The organism is Massilia oculi (genome assembly GCF_003143515.1).
Lineage (GTDB): Bacteria > Pseudomonadota > Gammaproteobacteria > Burkholderiales > Burkholderiaceae_D > Telluria > Telluria oculi.
The window spans coordinates 4,185,885-4,211,159 of sequence record NZ_CP029343.1 but is presented as its reverse complement, the minus strand read 5'-3'; the positions used below and the strand labels follow the sequence as shown (position 1 = coordinate 4,211,159).

At 65.8% G+C, this 25,275-nt stretch carries 25 protein-coding genes and 1 tRNA gene; 18 read left to right on the top strand and 8 right to left on the bottom strand.

The window, feature by feature from the left end:
• The first annotated feature begins 2 nt into the window (after positions 1 to 2).
• From DIR46_RS19040 to DIR46_RS18980, 13 genes are all read left to right on the top strand, one after another.
• The gene (locus tag DIR46_RS19040) at positions 3 to 422 is read left to right on the top strand and encodes an ExbD/TolR family protein (protein WP_109346639.1); all 420 of its coding nucleotides are present in this window, start codon (positions 3 to 5) and stop codon (positions 420 to 422) included.
• A 75-nt stretch (positions 423 to 497) separates the two neighbouring features.
• Positions 498 to 932, top strand: coding sequence for an ExbD/TolR family protein (locus DIR46_RS19035; RefSeq protein WP_205289005.1), 435 nt, complete (start codon positions 498 to 500; stop codon positions 930 to 932).
• Between the two features lie 70 nt (positions 933 to 1,002).
• Complete coding sequence (locus DIR46_RS19030; RefSeq protein WP_109346637.1) at positions 1,003 to 2,232, top strand: tetratricopeptide repeat protein; 1,230 nt, start codon at positions 1,003 to 1,005, stop codon at positions 2,230 to 2,232.
• Between the two features lie 195 nt (positions 2,233 to 2,427).
• A complete protein-coding gene (locus DIR46_RS19025; protein ID WP_109346636.1) occupies positions 2,428 to 3,399 on the top strand; it encodes a bifunctional riboflavin kinase/FAD synthetase in 972 nt (323 codons plus the stop codon).
• Positions 3,400 to 3,496: 97 nt separating this feature from the next.
• On the top strand, positions 3,497 to 6,382 hold the full coding sequence (gene ileS / locus DIR46_RS19020; RefSeq protein WP_109346635.1) for an isoleucine--tRNA ligase: 2,886 nt from the start codon (positions 3,497 to 3,499) through the stop codon (positions 6,380 to 6,382).
• Positions 6,383 to 6,463: 81 nt separating this feature from the next.
• Positions 6,464 to 6,991, top strand: coding sequence for a signal peptidase II (gene lspA / locus DIR46_RS19015; protein WP_109346634.1), 528 nt, complete (start codon positions 6,464 to 6,466; stop codon positions 6,989 to 6,991).
• A gap of 16 nt (positions 6,992 to 7,007) precedes the next feature.
• A complete protein-coding gene (coaBC, locus tag DIR46_RS19010; RefSeq protein ID WP_109346633.1) occupies positions 7,008 to 8,228 on the top strand; it encodes a bifunctional phosphopantothenoylcysteine decarboxylase/phosphopantothenate--cysteine ligase CoaBC in 1,221 nt (406 codons plus the stop codon).
• Between the two features lie 19 nt (positions 8,229 to 8,247).
• Complete coding sequence (gene dut / locus DIR46_RS19005) at positions 8,248 to 8,697, top strand: dUTP diphosphatase (RefSeq protein WP_109346632.1); 450 nt, start codon at positions 8,248 to 8,250, stop codon at positions 8,695 to 8,697.
• Between the two features lie 137 nt (positions 8,698 to 8,834).
• Positions 8,835 to 9,929 (top strand): M48 family metallopeptidase, encoded by a 1,095-nt coding sequence (locus tag DIR46_RS19000; protein ID WP_109346631.1) that lies wholly within the window; start codon positions 8,835 to 8,837, stop codon positions 9,927 to 9,929.
• Positions 9,930 to 10,044: 115 nt separating this feature from the next.
• On the top strand, positions 10,045 to 11,040 hold the full coding sequence (locus DIR46_RS18995; RefSeq protein WP_109346630.1) for an XdhC family protein: 996 nt from the start codon (positions 10,045 to 10,047) through the stop codon (positions 11,038 to 11,040).
• Between the two features lie 135 nt (positions 11,041 to 11,175).
• Positions 11,176 to 12,096 (top strand): DMT family transporter, encoded by a 921-nt coding sequence (locus DIR46_RS18990; protein ID WP_229446311.1) that lies wholly within the window; start codon positions 11,176 to 11,178, stop codon positions 12,094 to 12,096.
• Positions 12,096 to 12,974, top strand: a complete 879-nt coding sequence (locus DIR46_RS18985; RefSeq protein WP_109346629.1) for a DNA-3-methyladenine glycosylase family protein — start codon at positions 12,096 to 12,098, stop codon at positions 12,972 to 12,974. The genes DIR46_RS18990 and DIR46_RS18985 overlap by 1 nt, the downstream gene beginning before the upstream one ends.
• An 82-nt stretch (positions 12,975 to 13,056) precedes the next feature.
• Positions 13,057 to 14,109: a glycosyltransferase family A protein gene (locus DIR46_RS18980; RefSeq protein ID WP_162819573.1), complete on the top strand. Its 1,053-nt coding sequence runs from the start codon at positions 13,057 to 13,059 to the stop codon at positions 14,107 to 14,109.
• 25 nt (positions 14,110 to 14,134) lie between these two features.
• Here DIR46_RS18980 and DIR46_RS18975 read toward each other — a convergent pair whose 3' ends face one another.
• Together DIR46_RS18975 and DIR46_RS18970 are read right to left on the bottom strand one after the other, a co-directional pair.
• Positions 14,135 to 14,548, bottom strand: coding sequence for a T6SS immunity protein Tdi1 domain-containing protein (locus tag DIR46_RS18975; protein WP_109348072.1), 414 nt, complete (start codon positions 14,546 to 14,548; stop codon positions 14,135 to 14,137).
• A gap of 206 nt (positions 14,549 to 14,754) precedes the next feature.
• A tRNA-Met gene (locus DIR46_RS18970) sits at positions 14,755 to 14,831 on the bottom strand.
• 186 nt (positions 14,832 to 15,017) lie between these two features.
• On the opposite strand from DIR46_RS18970, the gene DIR46_RS18965 reads away from it, so the two are divergent.
• From DIR46_RS18965 to DIR46_RS18945, 5 genes are all read left to right on the top strand, one after another.
• Positions 15,018 to 15,599, top strand: coding sequence for an NUDIX hydrolase (locus tag DIR46_RS18965; protein WP_109346627.1), 582 nt, complete (start codon positions 15,018 to 15,020; stop codon positions 15,597 to 15,599).
• Between the two features lies 1 nt (position 15,600).
• Positions 15,601 to 16,434: a leucyl/phenylalanyl-tRNA--protein transferase gene (gene aat / locus DIR46_RS18960; RefSeq protein ID WP_109346626.1), complete on the top strand. Its 834-nt coding sequence runs from the start codon at positions 15,601 to 15,603 to the stop codon at positions 16,432 to 16,434.
• 63 nt (positions 16,435 to 16,497) lie between these two features.
• Positions 16,498 to 17,247, top strand: a complete 750-nt coding sequence (locus tag DIR46_RS18955) for an arginyltransferase (protein ID WP_109346625.1) — start codon at positions 16,498 to 16,500, stop codon at positions 17,245 to 17,247.
• A gap of 89 nt (positions 17,248 to 17,336) precedes the next feature.
• Complete coding sequence (locus DIR46_RS18950; RefSeq protein WP_109346624.1) at positions 17,337 to 18,395, top strand: quinone-dependent dihydroorotate dehydrogenase; 1,059 nt, start codon at positions 17,337 to 17,339, stop codon at positions 18,393 to 18,395.
• 2 nt (positions 18,396 to 18,397) lie between these two features.
• The gene (locus DIR46_RS18945) at positions 18,398 to 19,444 is read left to right on the top strand and encodes an aldo/keto reductase (protein ID WP_109346623.1); all 1,047 of its coding nucleotides are present in this window, start codon (positions 18,398 to 18,400) and stop codon (positions 19,442 to 19,444) included.
• 43 nt (positions 19,445 to 19,487) lie between these two features.
• On the opposite strand, the gene DIR46_RS18940 is transcribed toward DIR46_RS18945, so the two are convergent.
• The 6 genes from DIR46_RS18940 to DIR46_RS18915 all read right to left on the bottom strand — a co-directional run bounded on the left by DIR46_RS18940 (position 19,488) and on the right by DIR46_RS18915 (position 25,258).
• Positions 19,488 to 20,456 (bottom strand): IS1595 family transposase, encoded by a 969-nt coding sequence (locus DIR46_RS18940; protein ID WP_109346622.1) that lies wholly within the window; start codon positions 20,454 to 20,456, stop codon positions 19,488 to 19,490.
• A gap of 118 nt (positions 20,457 to 20,574) precedes the next feature.
• Positions 20,575 to 21,504: a CysB family HTH-type transcriptional regulator gene (locus tag DIR46_RS18935; protein WP_109346621.1), complete on the bottom strand. Its 930-nt coding sequence runs from the start codon at positions 21,502 to 21,504 to the stop codon at positions 20,575 to 20,577.
• Positions 21,501 to 22,574: a sulfate/molybdate ABC transporter ATP-binding protein gene (locus DIR46_RS18930; RefSeq protein WP_109346620.1), complete on the bottom strand. Its 1,074-nt coding sequence runs from the start codon at positions 22,572 to 22,574 to the stop codon at positions 21,501 to 21,503. Before DIR46_RS18930 ends, DIR46_RS18935 begins: the two co-directional genes overlap by 4 nt.
• Positions 22,575 to 22,592: 18 nt before the next feature.
• Positions 22,593 to 23,498, bottom strand: coding sequence for a sulfate ABC transporter permease subunit CysW (gene cysW / locus DIR46_RS18925; RefSeq protein ID WP_109346619.1), 906 nt, complete (start codon positions 23,496 to 23,498; stop codon positions 22,593 to 22,595).
• Positions 23,495 to 24,367 carry a sulfate ABC transporter permease subunit CysT gene (cysT, locus tag DIR46_RS18920; protein WP_109346618.1) on the bottom strand — a complete coding sequence of 291 codons (873 nt, stop codon included), beginning with the start codon at positions 24,365 to 24,367 and terminating at the stop codon, positions 23,495 to 23,497. Before cysT ends, cysW begins: the two co-directional genes overlap by 4 nt.
• Before the next feature lie 117 nt (positions 24,368 to 24,484).
• Positions 24,485 to 25,258: a sulfite exporter TauE/SafE family protein gene (locus DIR46_RS18915; protein ID WP_109346617.1), complete on the bottom strand. Its 774-nt coding sequence runs from the start codon at positions 25,256 to 25,258 to the stop codon at positions 24,485 to 24,487.
• Positions 25,259 to 25,275 lie beyond the last annotated feature (17 nt).

Here is a 25,275-nt window from a genome sequence, read left to right as displayed (position 1 = left end):
CTATGTCGATGAGTGTCGGTTCCGATTCCGGCGAAGATGCACTGAATTCAGAGATCAACACGACGCCACTCGTTGACATCATGTTGGTTCTTCTGATCATCTTCCTGATCACGAGCCCGGTGGTGCTGAATCTGCAGAAAGTGACCCTGCCTGCAGAAGAGAACCAGGTCACCCTGACCAAGCCGGAAGATGTGAATATCACCGTCAATAAAGACGGCGAGATGTACTACAACCAGACTCACCTCGCGAACACGGACGAGCTGTTCAAGTTCCTCGCGGAGCAGTCGGTGAAGGTGCCGCAACCGGCGGTGAAAGTTCGTGGCGACCAGGAAACCCGCTACGAAGCGATCGGCCGAGTCATTTACACGGCACAACGTGCTGGTGTGCAGAAGGTTGGCTTCGTTATCGAGCCACCGGGCTGATAGCCCAGCATGCGGCGCCTGGCTTTCGAGCCGGGCGCCGTCACCTTCTCCCCAACATTAGATAAGGACACACCCATGAGTATGAACGTAGGTGGAGGCGGCTCCGCAGCAGCAGCCGATCCGGAACCGATGATGGAAATGAACATGACGCCGTTGATCGACGTCTTGCTCGTTCTCATCATCATGCTGATTATCACGATTCCGAAGCAAAACCACTCCGTCAATCTGAACATGCCAGTTGGTAACCCGCCGCAAAGCGATATCAAACCGGTGGTGATCACGATCGACGTGGACTTCGACGGCACCATCCTCTGGGATGGCGAAGTGATCCCGGATCGCTCGACGCTCGAAGCCAAGATGAACGCCGTTGCAGCCATGGCCGACCAGCCTGAAGTGCACCTGCGTCCGAATAAGCTGGTAGAGTACAAGGTAGTTGCCGGTGTCATGGCATCCGCCCAGCGTATCGGCGTCACCAAAATCGGCATGGTCGGTAACGAGCAGTTCCAGTAATCGTTCCATGTTTTGACCAACACGGCAGGGCTATCCCTGCCGTGTCCATTTTGAAATAAGGATTTTTCAGATGATCAAGTTCCGTCTCGCTCACCTCAGCCTTGCAATGGCCGCTCTGGGCTTTACCGCGCTCACCCCGGTAATCGGCCTGTCTTCCGCCGTCGCGCAGGAAGCGATGCGCCCGGAGATTGGCAAACCGCTGCAGCAAGCCCAGACCCAGATGAAACAGGGCAAGCACAAGGAGGCACTGGCAACCCTGCGCGGACTGGACAAGGTGGGCAACAAGACCGCCAATGAAAGCTACCTGATCGAGCGCGTGCGCGCCGGGGCAGCGTCGTCGGCCGGCGATTACGATACCGCCGCCAAATCCTTCGAAGCCCTGCTCGCGTCGGGCAAGCTGAACGCCAACGAGCGCTCGCAATTCGCCGAAGGCCTGGTGGGCATCTATATGCGTGCAGGCGACCTGAACAAGGCCAACGCCACGATCCAGAACCTGCTCAAGCAGAAGGACGATCCGAAGCTGCGCGCCTACCTGCTGCAGAACTATTACAAACAAGGCAACACCGCCGCCCTCGAGCAAGAACTGCGCACCATCGAGAAAAGCGGCCGCCTGAGCGAAGACCAGCTCGGCATGCTGGCCAATATCCAGCTCAAGAAGAACGATACCGCCGGCTACGTCCGCACCATCGAGAAGCTGGCCGCCAGCTATCCGAAGGCCCAGTACTGGACCGATCTGCTGAACCGCGTGCAGCGTCAGCCAGGCTACTCGCAGCGCCTGAACGTCGACGTGTACCGCCTGAAGCTGGCCAACAACCTGCTCAAGAAGCCGAGCGAGTACATGGAAATGGCCCAGCTGGTGCTGCAGGCGAAAGCCCCGGCCGAAGCGATCAAGATCATCGACAAGGGCTACAAGGCCGGCGCCCTGGGCACCGGCACCGACGCCGCGCGTCACCAGCGCCTGAAAGACCTGGCCGAGAAGAACCTGGCAGAGCAGAACAAGAACTTCGCTGCGCTGGAAGCCGAGCACACCTCGGTCAAGGACCAGGATTCGCTGGTGGGCCTGGGTTACGCACTGGTGCAGGCTGGCCAGGCTGACAAGGGCCTCAAGATGATGGAAGCAGCCATCAAGGCGGGCGGCCTGAAGAACCCTGAAGACGCCAAGCTGCGTCTGGGCGAAGCCTACGCCGCTGCCGGCAAGAAGCAACAAGCGATCTCCACGTTCAAGACCGTGGGCGGCAAGGACGGCACCGCCGAACTGGCCCGCTACTGGATCCTGGCGATCAACAACCCGCTGTCCTGACCGGGCCTGTCCCCGCGCAGGCGGGGATCCAAGCCGCGAAAACGCCGCCTTCGGGCGGCGTTTTTTATTGCGCCATTCGATGGCACGAATGGGCAGATCCATATCCATCGCCTCGGTGCAACAATCGCTTTACCGTATAATCAGGGTTTTGGCGCCGCTCCATTGTCGCGCGGCTTGCAACCGGACCCAGATTTGATGAAGGTATTTCGCGGACTTCCCAACGACAGGGCGCGCGCGCCCTGCGCGCTCACGATCGGCAATTTCGACGGCGTCCATCGCGGCCACCAGGCCCTGCTGGCCCACGTGCGCAGCGCCGCCGCGGGACTCGGGCTGGAAGCGGCCGTGATGACGTTCGAACCCCATCCGCGCGAATACTTCGCCCGCAAATCCGGCGACCTGTCACGCGCCCCCGCCCGCATCGCCAACCTGCGCGACAAGCTCGAAGACCTCGACCAGGCCGGCATCGACCGCGTCATCGTCGAGCATTTCAACGAGCAGTTCGCCGCCATGTCGCCGCGCGACTTCATCGAGCGCGTGCTGGTCGACGGCCTGCACGTCAAATGGCTGATGGTCGGCGACGATTTCCGCTTCGGCGCCCGGCGCCTGGGCGATATCGCGATGCTGGTCGAGGCCGGCCGCGAGTTCGGCTTCGACGTCCACACCCTCGACGCCGTCATGCACGGCGACCAGCGCATCTCGTCCTCGGCCGTACGCGCCGCCCTGCTGGAAGGCGACTTCGACCGTACCAGAGAGCTGCTCGGCCATCCGTATGCGATGTCGGGCCACGTGATCCATGGCCAGAAGCTGGGCCGCACGCTCGGCTTTCCGACCTTGAACCTGCGGGTGGCGCACCGCCCCGCTCTCTCTGGCATTTTCGTCGTCCAGGTGCACGGCCTGGCGGACGCGCCGCTGCCGGCCGTGGCCAGCCTGGGCGTGCGTCCGACCGTCGAGGATGCCGGCCGTATGTTGCTTGAAGTCCATGTGTTCGACTATGCCCAGCAATGCTACGGCAAGCTGGTGCGCGTGGAATTCCTGGCCAAGCTGCGGGACGAAGAGAAATACGACGACCTGGCCACGCTCACCGCCGCGATCGACAACGATGCGGCCCGGGCGCGCGCCTTCTTCGCCCACCGCAATAGCGCGCTGACGGCGACCGACCGAATTTGAGCGCGCTTCCCAGGCCGCGACGGCTTGTTGGAAGCGCCTCACCAGACTCGCCGCGGCATCTAGCGCCGTGCACACGAACACTTACCAGAAGAAGCTTATGTCCGATACGAAACAGAACAACGGCCCCAAGGGTCAAAAAAAGCCTGAGAGCAAATACCCGGTCAATATGACCGACACCCCATTCCCGATGCGGGGCGACCTCGCCAAGCGCGAGCCGGGCTGGGTCAAGCAATGGCAAGATAAAAAAATCTACGAGCGCGTGCGCAAGGCCGCGGCCGGTCGTCCAACCTTCATCCTGCACGACGGTCCACCGTACGCCAACGGCGACATCCACCTGGGCCACGCCGTCAACAAGATCCTCAAGGACATGGTGATCAAGTCGCGCACCATCGCCGGCTTCGACGCGCCCTACGTGCCGGGCTGGGATTGCCACGGCATGCCGATCGAGATCCAGATCGAAAAACTGTACGGCAAGAACCTGCCGACCGCCGAAGTGCTGCAAAAGGCACGCGCCTATGCGCTCGAGCAGATCGACCGCCAGCGCGCCGGCTTCATCCGCCTGGGCGTGCTGGGCGAGTGGGACAACCCGTATATGACCATGGCCTACAGCAACGAAGCCGACGAGCTCCGCGCGCTCGGCACGCTGCTGGAAAAAGGCTATGTGTATCGCGGCCTCAAGCCCGTCAACTGGTGCTTCGACTGCGGTTCGGCGCTGGCCGAGGCCGAAGTCGAGTACCAGGACAAGCGCGACCCGGCGATCGACGTCGGTTTCCCCTTCTACGAGCACGACAAGATCGCCGCCGCCTTCGGCCTGGATACACTCCCGGTCGGCAAGGGCTTCATCGTCATTTGGACCACGACCCCGTGGACCATCCCGTCGAACCAGGCCCTGAACGTGGGCCCGGAAGTCGGCTATTCGCTGGTGCAGGTCGAGCGTGACGGCCAACCGCAGTTGCTGATCCTGGGTTCGGAGCTGGTCGAGACGGTGCTGGCCCGCTACAAGCTGGAAGGCAAGGTCATCGCCACCACCGTCGGCGCCAAGCTCGAAGGCATCCGCTTCAAGCACCCGCTGCACGCGCAGGACACCTTCTACGATCGCCTGTCGCCGGTCTACCTGGCCGACTACGTGACCGTCGACAGCGGTACCGGCGTGGTCCACTCGGCCCCGTCCTACGGCCTGGAAGACTTCCAGTCGTGCAAGGCGCACGGCATGAGGGACGACGAGATGCTCAAACCGGTGATGGGCGACGGCCGCTTCGCCTCGACCCTGCCGCTGTTCGGCGGCATGACCATCTGGGAAGCGAGCAAACCGATCTGCGCGGCACTGACCGACGCCGGCGCCCTGTTCGAACTGAAGATGTTCGACCACAGCTACATGCACTGCTGGCGCCATAAAACCCCGATCGTCTACCGCGCCACCAACCAGTGGTTCGCCGGCATGGACGTCGTGCCGAAGGACGGCGGCGCCACCCTGCGCCAGACCGCGCTGGCCGGCATCGAAAAGACGCAGTTCTTCCCGGACTGGGGCCAGGCGCGCCTGCACGGCATGATCGAGAACCGTCCGGACTGGACCCTGTCGCGCCAGCGCCAGTGGGGCGTGCCGATGGCCTTCTTCGTGCACAAGGAAACCGGCGAGCTGCATCCACGCACCCCGGAACTGCTGGAGCAGGTCGCCAAGCTGATCGAAGCGGGCGGCATCGACGCCTGGCACAATCTCGACCCGGCCACCTTGCTGGGCGAGGACGCCGCCATCTTTGAAAAGAACAAGGACACGCTCGACGTCTGGTTCGATTCGGGCAGCACCCACCAGACCGTGCTGCGCGGCTCGCACAAGGCGCAGTCGAGCTTCCCGGCCGACCTGTACCTGGAAGGTTCGGACCAGCACCGCGGCTGGTTCCACTCCTCGCTCCTGACCTCGTCGATGCTCAATGGCGAACCGCCCTACAAGGCGCTGCTGACCCACGGCTTCACCGTCGACGAGAACGGCAAGAAGATGTCCAAGTCGCTCGGCAACACGATGGCGCCGCAAAAGATCTCGGACACCCTCGGCGCCGACATCCTGCGCCTGTGGGTGGCCTCGACCGACTACACCGGCGAATTGTCGATCGGCGAAGAGATCCTCAAGCGCGTGACCGAGTCGTACCGCCGCATCCGCAACACGCTGCGCTTCCTGCTGGCGAACACCTCGGACTTCGACCCGGCGCAACATGCGGTGCCGATGGCCGAGCTGCTCGAGATCGACCGTTATGCGATCGCCTCGATGGCCCAGCTGCAGAACGACGTCGCAGCCCACTTCGAGCGCTACGAATTCCACCCGGTCGTGTCCCGCCTGCAGAACTACTGCTCGGAAGACCTGGGCGGCTTCTACCTCGACATCCTGAAGGACCGCCTGTACACCACCGGCGTCGAATCGCAGGCGCGCCGCTCGGCGCAGACCGCGCTGTGGCACATCGCCCACGCGCTGCTGCGCGTGATGGCGCCGATCCTGTCGTTCACCGCGGAAGAAGCGTGGGAAAAGTTCGCCGGCGCCGAGGCTTTCGCCGCCAGCGACGAGACCATCTTCACCCAGACGCTGTGGACCTTCCCGCAACTGCCTGACGCCGAGGCTCTGCTGGCGAAGTATGCGCTGCTGCGCCAGGTCCGCACCGACGTCACCAAGCAGCTGGAAGAAGTGCGCGCCTCGGGCGCCATCGGTTCCTCGCTGCAGGCCGAGCTGGCGATCAGGGCCGCGGGCGACAAGTACCGCGCGCTGGCCAGCCTGGATGACGACCTGAAGTTCGTCTTCATCACCTCGCAGGCGACCGTCAGCGAAGTGGCAAGCGAGGCCGACGAAGCCGTGGAAGTGGCGCCATCGGACGCAGAGAAGTGCGAGCGCTGCTGGCACTACCGCCGCGACGTCGGCCACGACCACGCGCATCCGACCTTGTGCGGCCGCTGCACCAGCAACCTGTTCGGCGCCGGCGAGAAGCGCCGCTACGCCTAAGCTCCCGCGGGTCGATCGACCCGCGGGTTTTTCCGCCATGCCGCCTCCCGGGCGGCGTGGCGCGTAACGACACCACACACCATGGCAACCAAAAAGAAAACCATCGCAGCAGGCCCGAAACTCGTTACCAGCAGCAAGGCCAGCCTGTTCCCCTGGATCGGCCTGTCCCTGATCATCGTCCTGCTCGACCAGGTCACCAAGATCACCGTCGAACGCACCTTCGCCTATGCCGAGACGCTGCCGATCACGGGCTTCTTCAACCTGATCAAGGTGTACAACCCGGGCGCCGCGTTCAGCTTCCTGGGCGACGCCAGCGGCTGGCAGCGCTGGCTGTTCCTGGGGATCGCGATCGCCGCCGTGGTGTTCTGCGTCTATATGATGTCGAAGAACGCGAGCCAGCGCCTGTTCTGCTTCGCCCTCGCCCTGATCATGGCGGGCGCGATCGGCAACGGCATCGACCGCGTGGTGCACGGCCATGTGATCGACTTCCTCGATTTCTACTGGACCGGCCTGGGCCACTTCCCGGCCTTTAACATCGCCGACATCGGCATCTCGGTGGGTGCGGTGCTGTTCGTCCTCGACGAGCTGCGCCGGGTGAACAAGACTTGATGCAAGGAGCTTGAACATGGAGCTGAAAGGCAAGCGCATCGTCCTCGGCCTGACCGGTGGCGTGGCCTGCTACAAGGCGGCCGAGCTGTGTCGCGCCCTGGTCAAGCAGGGCGCCAGCGTGCAGGTGGTGATGACCGAGGCCGCCACGCACTTCATCGGCGCGGTCACCATGCAGGCCCTCTCCGGCCAGCCGGTCTACCTGGACCAGTGGGACGCGCGCATGGCCAACAATATGGCCCACATCGACCTGACCCGCAACGCCGACGCGATCCTGATCGTGCCCTGCTCGGCCGACTTCATGCGCAAGCTCGCGCACGGCGCGGCCGACGACCTGCTGTCGACGATGTGCGTGGCGCGCCCGCGCCATGTGCCGCTGCACGTGGCGCCGGCGATGAACGTCGAGATGTGGGAAAACCCGGCCACCCAGCGCAACGCTGCCCAGCTGGTGGAAGACGGCATTTGCCTGTTCGGTCCCGGCTGCGGCTCGCAGGCCTGCGGCGAGACGGGCCTGGGCCGCATGCTGGAGGCCGAGGAACTGGTCGAAGAACTGATCGCCTCGTTCCAGCACAAGGTGCTGGCGGGACGGCGCGTCCTGATCACGGCCGGCCCGACGTTCGAGCCGATCGATCCGGTGCGCGGCATCACCAATCTGTCGTCGGGCAAGATGGGCTATGCGCTGGCGCGCGCGGCGCGCGAAGCCGGCGCCGAGGTGACCCTGGTCTCGGGTCCGGTGTCGCTGCCCACGCCGCATGGCGTGCGCCGCATCGACGTGCTGACCGCGCAGCAGATGCACGACGCCGTGATGGCGGGCGTGGAAGGCCAGCACGTGTTCATCGGCGTGGCCGCGGTGGCGGACTGGCGCGTGGCCAACGCCAGCGACCAGAAGATCAAGAAGACGGCGGACGGCGCGCCGCCCCAGCTGGAGTTCGCGCAGAACGCCGACATCCTGGCCGCGGTGGCGAACAAGGTGTCGCTATCCGGCTGGCCCTACTGCGTGGGCTTCGCGGCCGAATCCGAGCAGCTGGAGCAGTACGGCGCCGCCAAGCGCGAAAAGAAGGGCATCCCTCTGTTGGTGGGCAATATCGGCCACCAGACTTTCGGGCAGGATGACAATACCGTGATCCTGTTCGACGAGAGCGGCCACACGGTGCTCGAGCGGGCCGACAAGCTGACCCTCGCGCGCCAGCTGGTGTCCGAGATCGCCAAGCGACTCGAGCAGCGCTCCCTGCTTACCTAAGGAAAAGAAAAAGCACGTGATGAAGAACATCGATCTGAAAATCCTCGACCCGCGCATGAAAGACCTGCTGCCGGCCTACGGCACGCCGGGCAGCGCGGGCCTCGACCTGCGCGCCTGCCTCGATGCGCCGCTCACCATCGAGCCTGGCCAGACGGTGCTGGTGCCGACCGGTCTCGCGATCCACCTCGGCGATCCGGGCTACGCCGCCATGATCCTGCCGCGCAGTGGGCTCGGCCATAAGAGCGGCATCGTTCTGGGCAATCTGGTAGGCTTGATCGACTCCGATTACCAGGGCCAGCTGATGGTCTCCACCTGGAACCGCGGCGCCGCGACCTTCGTGCTGCAGCCGATGGACCGCCTGGCGCAGCTGATCGTCGTGCCGGTGCTGCAGGTCGGCTTCAATGTGGTAGAAGAGTTCGCATCGAGCGACCGTGGCGCCGGAGGATTCGGCAGCACCGGCAAACAATAAGGGGACCTCAAAAAAACCGTCGCGAGCGGCAGCAGTTGCGGTAGAGAAGCGCAGTCGTACGGACGTACGACAAGCATCGCAGACCGCAACTGCAACGCGCAGCAGGTTTTTCGAGGTACACGTAAAAGAGGAGGACCATGATCCCAATACACCGTCTTCAACGCTTCACGTCCGCTGCGCTGGTCGCCGCCACCGCGGCCCTGCTCGCGGCCTGCAGCACGCCGGGCCCCATGCAATCGTCGACCACCCCGGGCGTGATCCCGGAGCAGGTGCCGGGCAAGCCGCCGGTCACGCCGCAGATGGCGGCGGCCGCCGACACGCTCACCCGTATGGCGACCCTGCACGACCGTCTGTACCGGATCGCGGCCCCCCTCCTGATCGACAACGCGCAGCTGTGCACCAAGCACGCGCGCAACCTGCTGGGCTTCACCGCCAAGAACCGCTACACCTATCCCGGCCAGTACAACGAGGCGGCCTGGGTGGTGCTGGGCATGGGCGAGCGCCTGCAGGTCACCAACGTCCTCAATGGCAGCGGCGCGGCGCGCGCCGGCCTGCGCCAGGGCGACCGCCTGCTGGCGGCCGGCGGCACGCCATTGCCCGAGGGCCCGAACGCCCTGTCCCAGGCCGGCGCCGTGTTCGGCCCGATCATGTCGAAGCAGGCCAGCCTGCCGCTGACGATCGAACGCAGCGGCAACCAGCGCGACCTGACCATCCCGGTCACCCGCGCCTGCGCCTTCGCGATCGAGCTGGGCAACGCCGACAACATCAACGCCTACGCCGACGGCTCGCGCGTCATGGTCACCCGCGGCATGCTGGGCTTCGCCCAGAACGACGACGAACTGGCCTACGTCGTGGCGCGCACGATGGCGCACAATATGCTGGGCCACGCGGCCACGCAGCGCAATGCGGCCACCATCGGCAGCATCATCGACAACCTTACCGCGATCACGCCCGACACCTCGATGCTGATCGGCAGCGGCGGCATCAAGGCCATGCCGGTGGCCGACGACGTGGCGGCCGACCGCCTGGCCATCTACCTGGTGGCGCGCGCCGGCTACCGCGTCGAAGGCGCGTCCGCCTTCTGGAAGCGCCTGGCGGCCACCTACCCGGCGCGCATCCTCAACGGCTACACAGCCAACCACCCGTCGACCACGCAGCGGATCGCGGCGATCGACAAGACGGTGGCCGAGGTGAAGGCCAAGCAGAGCGGCAAGAAACCGCTGGTGCCTTGACCCTCCCGGCGTGCGCGGCGCTTCCATGCCGCGCACGCCCGCTCCAGCGCTCTCCGCGCTTTTTTTGTATGATTGTCCATCTTGTATCTACCCCGCCTATGGCGGCGAGCACACCATGGACAGCATCGACCTCGACGTACTGAAAACCTGCGCCGCCTGGCTTGCCGGCGGCCAGCGCTGCCAGCTGGTCACGGTGATCAAGACCTGGGGCTCGAGCCCGCGCCCGGTCGGCGCCACGCTCGCCATCTGCGAGGACGGCCAGGTGGTCGGCTCGGTTTCCGGCGGCTGCATCGAGGACGACCTGATCGCCCGTGTGCGCGACAACGGCATCGAGATCGCCCTCCCCGAAATCATCAGCTACGGCATCAGCGCCGACGAGGCGCACCGCTTCGGCCTCCCCTGCGGCGGCACCATCGAACTGGCGATCGAACCCCTGTCGACCGGGAGCCGCATTCCCGAACTGCTGGCGCGCCTGGATGGCGGCGAGCTGGTCGAGCGCCGCGTGCACCTGGCCAGCGGCGCGGTCACCCTCGAGCAGGCGCAGGCCAGCGCCATCCAGCGCATCGAGGATGGCGTGCTGCATACCCTGCACGGCCCGCGCTGGCGCCTGTACATCATTGGCGCCGGCCCGCTGTCGCGCTTTTTGGCCACGATCGCGGCCGGCATGGATTACCGCGTCACCGTGTGCGACCCGCGCGAGGAATACCGCAGCGGCTTTTCCATTCCCGGCGTGAGCCTGGTGCACGCCATGCCCGACGACCTGGTGATCGAGGCGAAGCTCGACGCGCGCAGCGCCGTGGTGGCCCTGACCCACGATCCCAAGCTGGACGACCTGGCGCTGATGGAAGCGCTCAAGTCCGACGCCTTCTACGTCGGCGCCATCGGCTCGCGCGCCAACAACGCCAAGCGGCGCGAGCGCCTCAAGCTGTTCGACCTCACCGACGCCGAACTGGCGCGCCTGCACGGCCCGATCGGCATCTACATCGGCAGCAAGACGCCGGCCGAGATCGCGATCTCGATCATGGCCGAGATGACGGCCGTGAAGAACGCGGTGCCGCAGCGGATGCTGGTGCCGCACGCCGCGGCGCTGACCCTCGCCAGCGCCGCCTGATGCCCGATGGGTAGCGTGGACGGCTTCGCCGTCCACGCGTTCAACCCCGATGAATTCAACAGCAAGGAACGGCTGGCAGGAAAACGCCGCGCCTGCCACAATGGCCTGTTATCGGACGGGCCATCTTTTTTACCAATGAACACCGCGAACATGCTGCGCCTGGTGGCGCTGGCCGCCATCTGGGGCGGTTCTTTCCTCTTCATGCGCATCGCCGCGCCCGTGCTCGGACCGGCGGTGCTGATCGAGTACCGGGTCGGTTTCGCCGCCCTGTTCCTGGCGCTGGTGGCCTGGGTGTTCCACTTGCGCGGCAAAGGCGCCCCGCTCGACGTGCGCCGCCACTGGAAGCATTACCTGATCCTCGGCCTGTTCAATTCGGCCCTGCCCTTCCTGCTGTTCGCCTTCGCCGCGCGCACCCTCTCGGCCTCGGTGCTGTCGGTGCTCAACGCCACTGCGCCGATGTGGGGCGCGCTGGTCGGCGCCGCGTGGGCGCGCCAGAGGGTGTCAGGGAGCGGCGCGCTCGGCCTGCTGCTCGGCACCTTCGGCGTGGCCCTGCTGGTCGGCTTCGACCACGTGGCCGAACGGCCCGGCGCCGGCATCGCCGTCGGCGCGGCCCTGGTCGCGGCGTTCAGCTACAGCGTCGCCAGCCAGTACGCCAAGTCCGCCCAAGGAGGGGAAAACAAGGTCGCCCCGTTCGCCAACGCCCACGGCTCGATGTGGGCGGCCGCCATCCTGGTGCTGCCGCTGGTCGCCCTGTTTCCGGCGCCGGGCGAGCCGACGATGGGCGTCATGGCCGCGGTGCTGGCGCTGGGCGTGGTCTGCAGCGGCATCGCCTACATCATCTATTTCAAATTGATCGAGGAAGTCGGCACCACCTCGGCGCTCACCGTCACCTTCCTCAATCCCCTGTTCGGCATCCTGTGGGGCGCACTGTTCCTGCACGAAGCGATCGGCTGGCACACGATCGCCGGCTCGGCCATCGTGCTGCTCGGGACCGCGCTGGTGACGGGTGTCAAGCCCCGATTCGGGCGCACCGCCGCGCCGGCGGGCGGCAAGTGATGGAGACGACGCAGGACATTATCCTGCCGCCGGGCTACCGCGTCGCCGACGTCATCGCCTTCCATGGCCGCGACGCCGAAGGCGTGGCCGAGCAGGTGTCGCCGGAAGGGCTGCGCAAGGGCGTGCTGCTGGACGGCGTGCCGACCCTGCTCGACATCCGTTTCGACGGCCGCCAGGCCCGCTGCCGCATCGCCTGCGATGGCCCGGCCACGCCGGCGCTGGAGGCCCTGGTCCAGGACGCGCTGCTGAACGTGCTGGGCCTGCGCATCGACCCGGCTGCTTTCGCCGCCTTCGTCCACGGCGATCCCGTGCTCGGCCCCATGCTGGCGCGCCAGCCCGGCCTGCGCATCGTGCAGTCGGCCACCGTGTTCGAAGCGCTCACCTGGGCCATCATCGGCCAGCAGATCAACCTGACCTTCGCGATCGCGCTGCGCCGCACGCTGATCCAGCTGGCCGGTCGCCCGCATTCGAGCGGGCTGTGGTGCTATCCGGAAGCGCAAGACGTCGCCCGTCTCGCCCTGGAAGACCTGACCAGCCGCAAGTTCTCGCGCGCGAAGGCCGAGACCGTGCTGCGCGTGGCGCGCATGGCGGTCGACGGCAGCCTGGCGCTCGACCGCTGTCGCGACGCCGCCAGGGTGAGCGAGGAGCTGCTGGCGATCAAGGGCATCGGCCCCTGGACCGTCAATTACGTGCTGCTGCGCGGCTATGGCTACCCGGATTGTTCACTGGAAGGCGACGTGGCCGTACGCGCCGCCCTGCATCACCTGACAGGCAGCGCCCAGCGGCCGACCCTGGCCGAAGCCCAGCGCCTGCTGGCGCGCTATGCGCCGCACCGCACCATGGCGGCGGCCTACCTGTGGGCCAGCCTGGCCGAGTAGCGGGCGGGAACACCACCTGGCGGTGTTTTCAATTGGAAATAGGGACGTCGTCCAGGCAAGGACGTGTGATATATTCAGCAACATGAGCACCCCGATTTTCACTTCCTCCAGCAGCGCCGGCACCGCTGTCGCCGCGCCTGCGAGTGCGGCGATCGCCGTCGTGATTCCCTATTTCCAGCGCCAGGAAGGCGTCCTGCAGAAGGCGCTGGCCTCGATCGCCGGCCAGCAGTTGTACCCTGCCGAAGTCATCGTGGTCGACGACAGCTCGCCGGTGCCGGCGCGGGGTGAAGTGGAGGCCGTGCAGCGGCGCTGGCCGCACCTGAACATCCGCGTGATCGAACAGCCGAACGGCGGACCCGCCGCGGCGCGCAACAAGGGGCTCGACAGCGTGTCGCCGCGGTGCGACTACGTGGCTTTCCTGGATTCGGACGACGAGTGGCACGCGACGCACCTGCTGCATGCGAACGCCGCCCTGGCGCCGGGCAACGACTTTTATTTTTCGGATTTCTTCCGCCTTGGCCAGTCGGCAACCGTGTTCGAGCAGAGCACGGTGTTCAGGAAAGACGCGCACGCGGTGTTGCCCGGCAGATACCCGGTGGCCCAGTACCGCGGCGACATGACGGAACAGATCCTCGGCGCCAACGTCATCGGCACGTCGACCGTCGTGTACCGCTTCCGCAAGTTCGCCGACCTGCGTTTTCGCGAGGAATTCGTCTATGCCGGCGAGGACTTCCTGTTCTGGCTGACGCTGAGCACGCTGACGAAAAACTACGTCTTTGGCACCACGCCGGAAGTGACGTACGGCCGCGGCGTCAACATCTATGCCGGCTCGGGCTGGGGCACCGAAAAGTCGATGGACCGCCTGCACTACGAAACCAAACTCGAGCTTGCGCTGCCGCGCCTGTTCAAGCTCAACGCCGAGCAACAGGGACGCAACCGCGCCAAGCTCCGGTTCTTGCGCCAGACCATGCTCAAGGACATCGTCCACCGGCTGGCGCATCGCAAGACCATCAATGGCTCGCTGTTGCGCCGCCACCTGGCGATGGACCCCGTGCTGCCACTGTCCGTGCCGTCGGTCGCGTGGCAGATCGTCGCCGGACGCCTGCGCCCCCAGGCCGCGCCGCGCAAGGAATAGCGCGGCGCGGGCCTTGCCCGGAACGTCAGTTCCAGCGCGGCAAGCCATCGAACTGCTGCGCGCCCTCGCCCGAGAACCGGATGAGCTCGGCCAGCGGCACGGTGGCCAGGTTGTCGCAGCCGTAGTGCCCGCCCAGCGCGCTGGGAATCTTGAGACAGTATTTGCGCCCCTCGGTCAGCGGCCCCAGCGCCGCTTCGGCCAGGCGCACCGCCTCGGGCATGTACCAGTCGTTGAGGAAATCCTGGTTGTAGGCCAGCGCGTCGAGCGCGGCGCGGCTGCGCGCCAGCGGCTCGCACACCAGTTCTTGCGGACGCAGGCACCAGAAATGGTCGTCCTCGTCACGGATGATGAGGTTGCCGAAGGCATTGGCCCCGAGAACTTCAACGGCGCTCATGCCGACCCAGCCCCAGGCCTCGTTGATGTCGTCTACATAGATCATGGTCATCGCCCCTGAATGTCGCCATGGCGCATGCGCGCGGCGGTTCGCAGGGTTGGACAGGACGGGCCCGTGTGCATTGCAGCCGAGGCGAGCGGGTTTGACCTGCGTCGAGGCCGTCAAGGCGGGGAAAGGAATTCGCCTTGCCTGAAACAGCCGGCCTCAAAACGGAAAAGCCGCTGACTCTTGCGAATCAACGGCTTCGGATCTGGTTGCGGGGACAGGATTTGAACCTGTGACCTTCGGGTTATGAGCCCGACGAGCTGCCAGACTGCTCCACCCCGCGTCTGATGAAATGAATTATACGCGCATTCCCCTTATTAGGCAAATGCAATACCGTGGCCATATGCGATTGCAACACGATATATCTGATGGCCTGCACCAACGACCGGCCCTGCCGAGTACCCGAGCGCTGCCCTATCGCCCCCGCATTCGGTGTAAAGTAAGGGCAATGCCAACTCGTCACACGACCATGAAATTCTGCTCCGAGTGCGCCCACCCCGTCCTGCTTTCCATTCCCGAAGGCGACAACCGGCCGCGCTACGTCTGCACCCATTGCAACACGATCCACTATCAGAATCCGAAACTCGTGATCGGCTCGATCCCCGTGTGGGAGGCCGAGGGCCGACTCCAGGTCCTGCTGTGCAAGCGCGCGATCGAGCCGCGCTACGGCTACTGGACCCTGCCGGCCGGCTTCATGGAAAACGAAGAGACCACCGAGCAGGCCGCCGTGCGCGAGACCGAGGAAGAAGCCGGCGCCAACGTCGAGCTCGGGCCCTTGTTCACCCTGCTCAACGTGGCCCACGTGCACCAGGTCCACCTGTTCTACCGGGCGCGCCTGCTCGACCTCGACTTCGCGGCCGGCATCGAGAGCCTGGACGTGCGCTTGTTCAGCGAAGAGGAGATCCCCTGGGACGACCTGGCCTTCCCCACCATCCGCACCACGCTGGAACTGTTCTTCGCCGACCGGATCAAAGTGCGCGAGGGCGGCAGCTTTGACTTTCACAGCCGCGACATCCATCGCCCGATGATCGCCCCACGCGAACCGGACTGAGATGATTCCCTGGCTCGAGACCGATACGCCGTTTCCCGACGTATCCAAGGCATTGACGGTCGAAGCGCCGGGCCTGCTCGCGGCCGGCGCCGACCTGTCGTCGCCGCGCCTGCTGCAGGCTTACCGCAACGGCATCTTTCCCTGGTTTTCCGAAGGCCAGCCCATCCTGTGGTGGAGCACCGACCCGCGCATGGTGCTGTACACAAACGAGTTCAAGATCAGCGACAGCCTGGCCAAGACGCTGCGCAAGGTCGAGCGCAGCCGCCTCGAAGGGGGCCGCGGCGGCGGCCGCCACTGGGACGTGCGCTTCGACTCCGCCTTCAGCGACGTGATGCGCGCCTGCGCCGCGCCGCGCCGCGATGGTCCCGGCACCTGGATTTCGGGCGAGATCATCGACGGCTACAGCGGCCTGCACGCGCTGGGCTATGCCCACTCGTCCGAAGTCTGGCTCGACGGCGAACTGGTCGGCGGCGCCTACGGCGTCTGCATAGGCCGCATGTTCTACGGCGAATCGATGTTCGCACGCGTGTCCGACGCTTCCAAGGTCGCGCTGGCCTACCTGGTGGCCTTCCTGCGCCGGCATGGCGTGCAGATGGTCGACTGCCAGCAGGAGACCGGTCACCTGGCCTCGCTCGGCGCGGCGCCGATCCCGCGCAGCCGTTTCCTGGAGCACCTGCGCGCCGCCATCGCCGAGCCGCCCATCCGTGACTGGACGGTCGCCTCGCCGTTCGCAGCGCCAGAGGGCGCACCGTCGGCGACATCCGCAGCGCCCGCCGGATCCGCGGCAGCGCCCGACAAGACCGGCAATTCGCCCGCGATACCGTTGGATGGCTAACGGTATCACCGGCGGGTTTTCGCTAGAATAGGCTCATCACACGTCGTCTCGAGAGTTTTTTGCATGACGCACCTACACGACCTGCCATTCGCGACGCTGCAGTTCTACACGACGGCGCCCTATCCCTGCAGCTATCTCGACGCGCGCCAGGCGCGCTCGCAGGTCGCCACGCCGTCGCACCTGATCAATGCCGACGTGTATTCCGAACTGGTCAAGAACGGCTTCCGGCGCAGCGGCATCTTCACCTACCGCCCCTATTGCGACGGCTGCCAGGCCTGCATCCCGGTGCGCGTCAAGTGCGCCGACTTCAGGCCCAACCGCACCCAGCGCCGCGCCTGGAAACGCCATGGCGACCTGGTCGCGATGGTGGCCAACCTGGCCTTCTCCGACGAGCACTACGCGCTCTACCTGCGCTACCAGACCACGCGCCACGTGGGCGGCGGCATGGACCAGGACAGCCGCGACCAGTACGCCCAGTTCCTGCTGCAAAGCCGCGTCAACACGCGCCTGGTCGAATTCCGCGAGCCGGACGGCCTGCTGCGCATGGTGTCGATCATCGACGTCCTGTCCGACGGCCTGTCGTCGGTGTACACCTTCTTCGATCCCGACGTCGAGGACGCCTCCTATGGCACCTACAATATCCTGTGGCAGGTGAACCAGGCCCACGAGCTGGGATTGTCCTACGTTTATCTCGGGTACTGGATCGAACAGAGTCCCAAGATGGCCTACAAGATCAATTTCCGGCCGCTGGAAGCCCGCATCGACTGTGAATGGGCCGTGCTGCAGCGCCAGGGGCCCGGCGCGGCCATGTGATACAAGTGCTAACAAAGTCGTTGACACTCGAAGACGTATGCCGCAGCGCGTCAAGTTAAAATGATGGGGAAAACTTAACTGAGTTCCCCATGCCCGATAAATTTCTGTACACCCTCGTTCGCCCCGCACTGTTTTCGCTCGATCCCGAGACGGCCCACAACCTGACCCTGCCCATGCTGCGCCGCGCCGGCGCGCTCGGCCTGACGGGCGCGTTCAGGAAGCCCCTGCCCGACCCACGCACCGTCATGGGCATCACCTTCCCCAATCCGGTCGGCCTGGCCGCCGGCCTGGACAAGGATGGCGCTTACATCGACGGCCTGGCCGCGCTCGGCTTCGGCTCGATCGAGATCGGCACCGTGACCCCGCGTGGCCAGGCCGGCAACCCCAAGCCGCGCATATTCCGCCTGCCGCGCGCGCGCGGCATCATCAACCGCATGGGCTTCAACAACGGCGGCGTCGATGCCTTCGTGGCCAATGTGCAGGCCTCGCGCTTCTACCAGGAGCGCCAGGGCGTGCTGGGCCTGAACATCGGCAAGAACGCCGACACGCCGATCGAACGCGCGGCCGAGGATTACCTGCACTGCCTGCGCAAGGTCTACCCGTATGCGAGCTATGTGACGGTCAACATCTCGTCGCCCAACACCAAGAACCTGCGCCAGTTGCAGGGCGCCTCGGAACTCGACGACCTGCTGGCGCAGCTGAAGGCGGAGCAGACCAAGCTGGCCGACCACCACGGCCACTACGTGCCGATCGCGCTCAAGATCGCTCCCGACGTCGACGGCGACCAGATCCGCGACATCGCCGGCGCCCTGCTGCGCCACAAGATCGACGGCGTGATCGCCACCAACACCACGCTCAACCGGCGCGACGTCGAAGGCATGAAGCACGCGCAGCAGGCCGGCGGCCTCTCGGGCGCCCCGGTGTTCGAGCAGTCGAACATCGTGATCCGCGCGCTCAAGACCGAGCTGCGCGACGACATCCCGATCATCGGCGTGGGCGGCATCATGCGGGGCCAGGACGCGAAGGCCAAGATCGCCGCCGGCGCCAAGCTGGTGCAGCTGTACAGTGGCCTGATCTACGCCGGCCCGGGCCTGGTGCGCGAATGCGCCGACGCGCTGCGCGACACCGGCGCGAAGAAAAAGAAATGAGCATGCAGCGCAAGAAGCTGGGCCGCACCGACCTCGAGGTGAGCACCGTCTGCCTCGGCACGATGACCTTCGGCGAGCAGAATACCGAGCAGGAAGCGCACGCTCAACTCGATTACGCCCTCGGGCGCGGCATCAACTTCATCGATACCGCCGAGTTGTATCCGGTGCCGCCGAACGCGGCGACCCAGGGTTCGACCGAGCGCTTCATCGGCTCCTGGCTCAAGGCGCGCGGCGGTCGCGACAAGCTGGTGCTGGCGACCAAGATCGCCGGCCCGAACGGCAACCAGGCCTGGATCCGCGGCGCGAAGCACAACCACGACGCCGCCAACCTGCGCGCCGCCGTCGACGCCAGCCTGCGGCGCCTGCAGACCGACTACATCGACCTCTACCAGCTGCACTGGCCGAGCCGCAACGTGCCGATCTTCGGCGCCAATCAGTTCGATCCGCGCAAGGAACGCGACGGCGTGGCGATCGAGGATACCCTGCGCGCCCTGGCCGACCTGGTCAAGGAGGGCAAGATCCGCCACATCGGCGTGTCGAACGAAAGCCCGTGGGGCGTGTGCGAATTCATCAAGCAGGCCGAACTCCACGGCCTGCCGCGCATCGCCACCATCCAGAATCTGTACAACCTGACGGCGCGCGCCTTCGAGTCCACCTTGCTGGACGAAGTCTGCTACCGAGAAGACGTGAGCCTGCTGGCCTACAGCCCGCTCGCCTTCGGCCAGCTGAGCGCCAAGTACGTCGACGACCCGCAGGCGCGCGGCCGCCTGACGATCTATCCGCCGACCTGGAGTCCGCGTTATCTGCGGCCGAGCGTGTTCGAGGCCACCCGCGAGTATGCGGCGCTCGCGCGCGAGCACGGCTTGACGCCGGCGCAGATGGCGCTGGCCTGGTGCTATTCGCGCTGGTTCATGGGCTCGACCATCGTCGGGGCGACGACGCTGGCGCAGCTCGGGGAAAACATCGATGCGGCCGAGATCGTGCTCGGTGATGAGGTGGTCAAACGGATCAATGAGATCCACGGACGGATCACCAATCCTGGCCAATAAACCGGGACAATAAACAAGGACAATAAACAAGGCGCTGTCATCGTTATCTGTTGATGACCTTGAATGCGATACGCAGCAATTGCTCGACGGAAGTGACCCTCCCACCATCGATCGCCCAATGCCAGCCAAGGTAGTTGGGTAGCGAGCGCGACGCCACGCCATGGAAGCGCGCCAGCCATTCCTTGAAGCGCCGATGATAAGCGTTCACATGTTGAACATGGATCGCGCCCTCGACGCCGCTGCGCACCCGCTCGCCGGCGCTGAGATTGACGGCCTGATGCGCAATGCCATGGGCTTGGGCGAAGGCGCGGTAGGCGGCGTTGGCGTCGGTGACCAGCAGCGCTTGCGAATCGAGTTTCGGCAGCAGGTGCTTGATCAGTTGGGTCACCTTCAAGGCGCCGCGGCCGGTGACGGCATCGATGGTCTGTCCGCTGCGGTCGCGCGCCACCAGGATGCAGTCGAGGTGACGTGAAATGCCGCGCAGGGCGGCCCTGCCACCGCGTTCGCGCGGAGGGCGATGGAGCTTGCGCGACCCCTTCTGCGATTCGAGCAGGAACATCTCGTCGGCCTCGACGATGCCGGCCAGGCGCTCGGGCCGGTCGTCCTTGACCCGCTCAAGGAAGCGGTGGCGCCAGCGAAACGTCGTGTTCGGGTGCACGCCGACCCGCTTGGCCGCAGAACGGACCGTGCGGGAATCGAGCATCGTGTCCAGGTAGTCGAGCCACTTGTCCTTGTGCCTGAGCCGCGCCAGCGGCGTGCCGGTCAGGTCGTTGAAGGTGCGGCCGCACGCGCGGCAGCGAAAGCGTTGCAGGCCGTTGGCCCGGCCATGGCGGTGACAACGCTCGCAGCCGCAATCCGGGCAGCAGCGCTCCTTTGACCGGATCTCGCCGATGAGGGCGATCACTCGGTCGAGCCCGGCTGCCGGATGCAGGACGGCGAGCACCTGCTGCCGCTGCCGCTGGTTCAGCAGCGGCAACCCGTTGAACAGCTTCGCAAACTCCGGCGCTTTCATTGCGCGCTCCCGATCGATGACAACCGGGGTTGGACCGCGGGTCAGCTCAGCAGTTCAATGCTCATCCATATCTAACGGGTACAGCGCCATCAACAAAACGGGGCGTCGCCCCGTTTCTTCATTCCGCCGTCGCGATCGCCTTCTCGATATCCGCCCGCGTATAACCCTGGGCGAAGCGCTCGATGAAGTGGAAGGCATACGCGCGCAGATAGCTGCCGCGGCGCACCGCCAGGCGCGTCACGTTCTGGGCGAACAGGTGCGAGGCTTCGATCGCGCGCAGGCCCTTGTCGCGGCCATGGTCGAAGGCCATCGAGGCCACGATGCCCACGCCCAGTCCCAGCGACACGTACTGCTTGATGACGTCCGAATCCATCGCGGTGAGCACGATGTCCGGCGCCAGCCCGGCTTCGACGAAGGCCGCGTCGATGTGGCTGCGGCCCGTGAAGCCGACGTCGTAGGTGATCAGGGGGTGCTCGGCCAGGTCTTCCAGGCGCAGCGGCGAGCCGCTCGAGAAGATCGGGTGCCCCTCGGGCGCCACGATCAGGTGGCTCCAGCGGTAGCACGGGAAGGACACCAGGTCGGGGAAGGCCGACAGGCCCTCGGTCGCGATCCCGATGTCGGCCTTGCCCGACGCCACCCATTCGGCGATGTGTTCCGGCGCGCTTTGCTGCAGGGCGATGCGCACATTGGGGAAGGCGGCGCGGAACGACTGCACCACCTGCGGCAGCGCATAGCGCGCCTGGGTGTGGGTGACGGCGACCGTGAGCGTGCCGCTGTCCTGGGCCGCGTATTCGCGGCTGGCCTGCTGCAGGTTCTCGGCTTCGACCAGCAGCTTCTCGACGATGCGCAGGATGCCCTTGCCTGGCGGCGTCAGGCCGGTCAGGCGCTTGCCGTTACGCTCGAAGATGACCACGCCCAGCTCCTCTTCGAGCTCGCGGATCTGGCGCGACACGCCCGGCTGCGAGGTGAACAGGGCGTTGGCCACTTCGGTCAAATTGAAATCGCGGCGGGCCGCTTCACGGACCGAGCGCAGCTGCTGGAAGTTCATATGGCATTTCCTTCGTCGACGAAGACTTCGATACGACGCGGACGCACGACAAGCGTCTCGCCCTCCTTGAGGCCCAGGCTGGCGAAGCGCTCGTTCGGCATCACCGCCTCGATCAGCTGCTGGTTGTCGGCGCGCTCCAGGTCGAGCTGGGCCAGCGGGCCGATCGCATGCGCGCGGCGCAGCTTGGCCACCACGCCTTCGGCGCCCGGCGTATAGCGCTCGACGTCGAGATCGTGCGGACGCACGTAGCCGATGCCGGCGCCGTCGCGCACACCCGCGTGCTGCGGGGCCTGGAAGTTCATCTCGCCGCTGGCCAGCACGCCTTCATGGATGCGGCCGTGGAACAGGTTGACGTTGCCCAGGAAGCCGTAGACGAAGGGCGAGGCCGGGTTGTTGTACACCTGGTCCGGGCTGCCCAGCTGCTCGACGCGGCCCTTGTTCATCAAGACCACCTGGTCGGCCACTTCCAGCGCTTCTTCCTGGTCGTGGGTGACGAAGATCGAGGTCACGTGCAGGTCGTCGTGCAGGCGGCGCAGCCAGCGGCGCAATTCCTTGCGCACCTTGGCGTCGAGCGCGCCAAAGGGTTCATCCAGCAGCAGCACGCGCGGCTCGACCGCGAGCGCGCGCGCCAGGGCGATGCGCTGGCGCTGGCCGCCCGACAGCTGCGGCGGATAGCGGTCGGCGATCCAGTCGAGCTGAACCAGCTCGAGCAGTTTCTTCACCTTCTCGCGGATCTGCGATTCGCTCGGACGATCCTTGCGCGGTTTCACGCGCAGGCCGAAGGCGACGTTCTCGAACACGGTCATGTGCTTGAACAGCGCGTAGTGCTGGAACACGAAACCGACCTGGCGCTCGCGCACGTGGCGGTGCGAGGAATCCTGGCCGTCGAGCAGCACGCTGCCCGAATCCGGATATTCCAGGCCGGCGATGATGCGCAGCAGCGTGGTCTTGCCGCAGCCCGAAGGGCCCAGCAAGGCGGTCAGCTCGCCGTCGGGGAACTGCAGCGACACGTCGTCGAGCGCCGTGAACTGGCCGAACTGCTTGCGGATATGTTGGACTTCGATCGTCATGCGTGGCTCCGGCGTGTTTCAGTGAGGGGCGTCCGACGAAGCCTTGCGGGCTTCGTGGAGGCGCCATTCGATAAAGGACTTGACGGCCAGGGTCACCAGGGCGAGCAGCGCCAGCAGCGATGCGACGGCGAAGGCGGCCGTGAAGTTGTATTCGTTGTAGAGGATCTCGACGTGCAGCGGCATCGTGTTGGTCTCGCCGCGGATGTGACCTGACACCACCGACACCGCGCCGAATTCGCCCATGGCGCGGGCGTTACACAGGATCACGCCGTACAGGAGGCCCCATTTGATGTTCGGCATCGTCACGCGCCAGAAGGTCGACCAGCCAGAGGCGCCCAGCACCAGCGCGGCTTCTTCTTCCTCGGTGCCCTGCTGCTGCATCAGCGGGATCAGCTCGCGCGCCACGAACGGGAAGGTGATGAACACGGTCGCCAGCACGATGCCCGGCACCGCGAACAGGATCTTGATGTCGTGTTCCGCCAGCCATGGGCCGAACCAGCCCGAGGCGCCGAACAGCAGCACGTACATCAGGCCCGCGATCACCGGCGAGATCGAGAACGGCAGGTCGATCAGGGTCAGCAGGATGCTCTTGCCCCTGAATTCGAACTTGGCGATGGCCCACGCCGCCGCCACGCCGAACACCAGGTTCAGCGGCACCGAGATCGCGGCGGCGATCAGGGTCAGCTTGATCGCCGACACCGCGTCCGGATCCAGGATCGATTCGACGTACAGCTCCCATCCCTTGTTGAGCGCCTCGGTGAACACCGCCGCCAGCGGGATGAACAGGAACAGCGTCAGGAAGATCAGCGCGACGGCGATCAGCGCCGCGCGCACCCAGCGCGGCTCGAGCACGCTGGTGTCGAGACGCTTGTCGCTGGCCGGGCGCCCGGCCGGCTGCGCCACCTTGTCGAGGACCGCGCTCATGCCTTGCCCGCCCGTTTGCGCGTCCACGCCTGAAGCAGGTTAATCGCCAGCAGCAGGATGAAGGAGAACACCAGCATCACCACCGCGATCGCGGTCGCGCCGGCGTAGTCGTACTGCTCCAGCTTGGAGATGATCAGGAGCGGCGTGATCTCGGACACCATCGGCAGGTTGCCGGCGATGAAGATGACGGAACCGTACTCTCCGGTGGCGCGGGCGAAAGCCAGCGCAAAGCCGGTCAGCAGCGCCGGCACGATGGTCGGCAGCACCACGCGGATGAAGGTCTGCAGCGGCGGCGCGCCCAGGCTGGCGGCGGCTTCCTCGAGTTCGCGCTCGGCTTCCTCGAGCACCGGCTGCACCGTGCGCACGACGAACGGCAGGCCGATGAAGGTCAGCGCCACCACCACGCCCAGCGGAGAAAACGCGACCTTGATGCCCAGCGGATCCAGGTACTGGCCGATCCAGCCATTATGCGAATACAGCGCGGTGAGCGTGATGCCGGCCACCGCGGTCGGCAGGGCGAACGGCAGGTCGACCAGGGCGTCGATGAAGCGCTTGCCGGGGAACTGGTAGCGCACCAGCGCCCAGGCCACGATGCCGCCGAAGACGACGTTGATGGCGGCGGCGATCAGCGAGGCGCCGAAACTCAGGCGATAGGACGCCATCACGCGTTCGGACGTGACGGTGGCCCAGAAATCGGCCCAGCTCATGGTGGAGGTATTGAGGAACACCGCCGACAGCGGGATGAGGACGATCAGCGCCAGGTAGAACAGCGTGAAGCCGAGCGAAATGCCGAAGCCGGGGATGACCCGGCCCGGCTTTTTGGCTGGCTTGTGCGCTGCCGCGTTGCCCGGCAATGCAAGCGAAGTCATGCGAGTCCTTATTACAAATTCTTCTATCGGACTCGAATATTCTCACGCTATATTCATAAAGCAAACGAAAGAATACTTATTTGCATAGACACTAATCGCTATTTGGCCGAGCACAATCTACAGCACCAGCTTGGCGGCAACCGCCGTCAGGGTGGTGGCCAGCAAGGCGCGCAAGAAGCGCTCCGGCACGGCGCGCGCCGCCATGGCGCCGAGGGTAATGCCGGGCAGCGAACCGACGAGCAGGGTCAGCAGCAGCATCCAGTCGATCGAGCCGAGCCACCAATGGCCGAGCGCGGCGATGGCGGTCAGCGGGACCGCGTAGGCGATGTCGGTGCCGGCCACTTCGGCCGGGCTCAGCTTTGGATACAGGAACACCAGCAAGGTCGCGCCGATGGCGCCGGCGCCGATCGAGGACACCGTCACCAGCACGCCCAGCACGGCGCCCGCGATGATGGTGGCGGCGGCCAGGGCCCGGCCCTGCAGCTGGCGTTCCGGGTGGGCGTGGATCCAGGCCAGCAGGCGGCTGCGCAGCAGCAGCGCCACCACCGTCAGCATCACCGAGACGGCGATCGTGGTGCGGATCACCTGCCCGAGCTGTTCGCTGAGCGCACCGAAATGGTTGAGCGCGATCGCCGCCAGCACGGCCGCCGGCAACGCGCCCAGGCACAGGCGGCCGACGATCTGCCATTGCACGGTGCGGGTGAAGCGGTGGGTGATGGTGCCTGCGCTCTTGGTGATCGCGGCGAAGGCGAGGTCGGTGCCGACCGCGACCGAGGGCGAGACGCCGAACAGCAGGGTCAGCAAGGGCGTCATCAGCGAGCCGCCGCCGACGCCGGTCATGCCGACCAACAAACCTACCGCGAATCCTGCCATCACATATGTCATCGACATGCCGAGCTCTCCTGTGG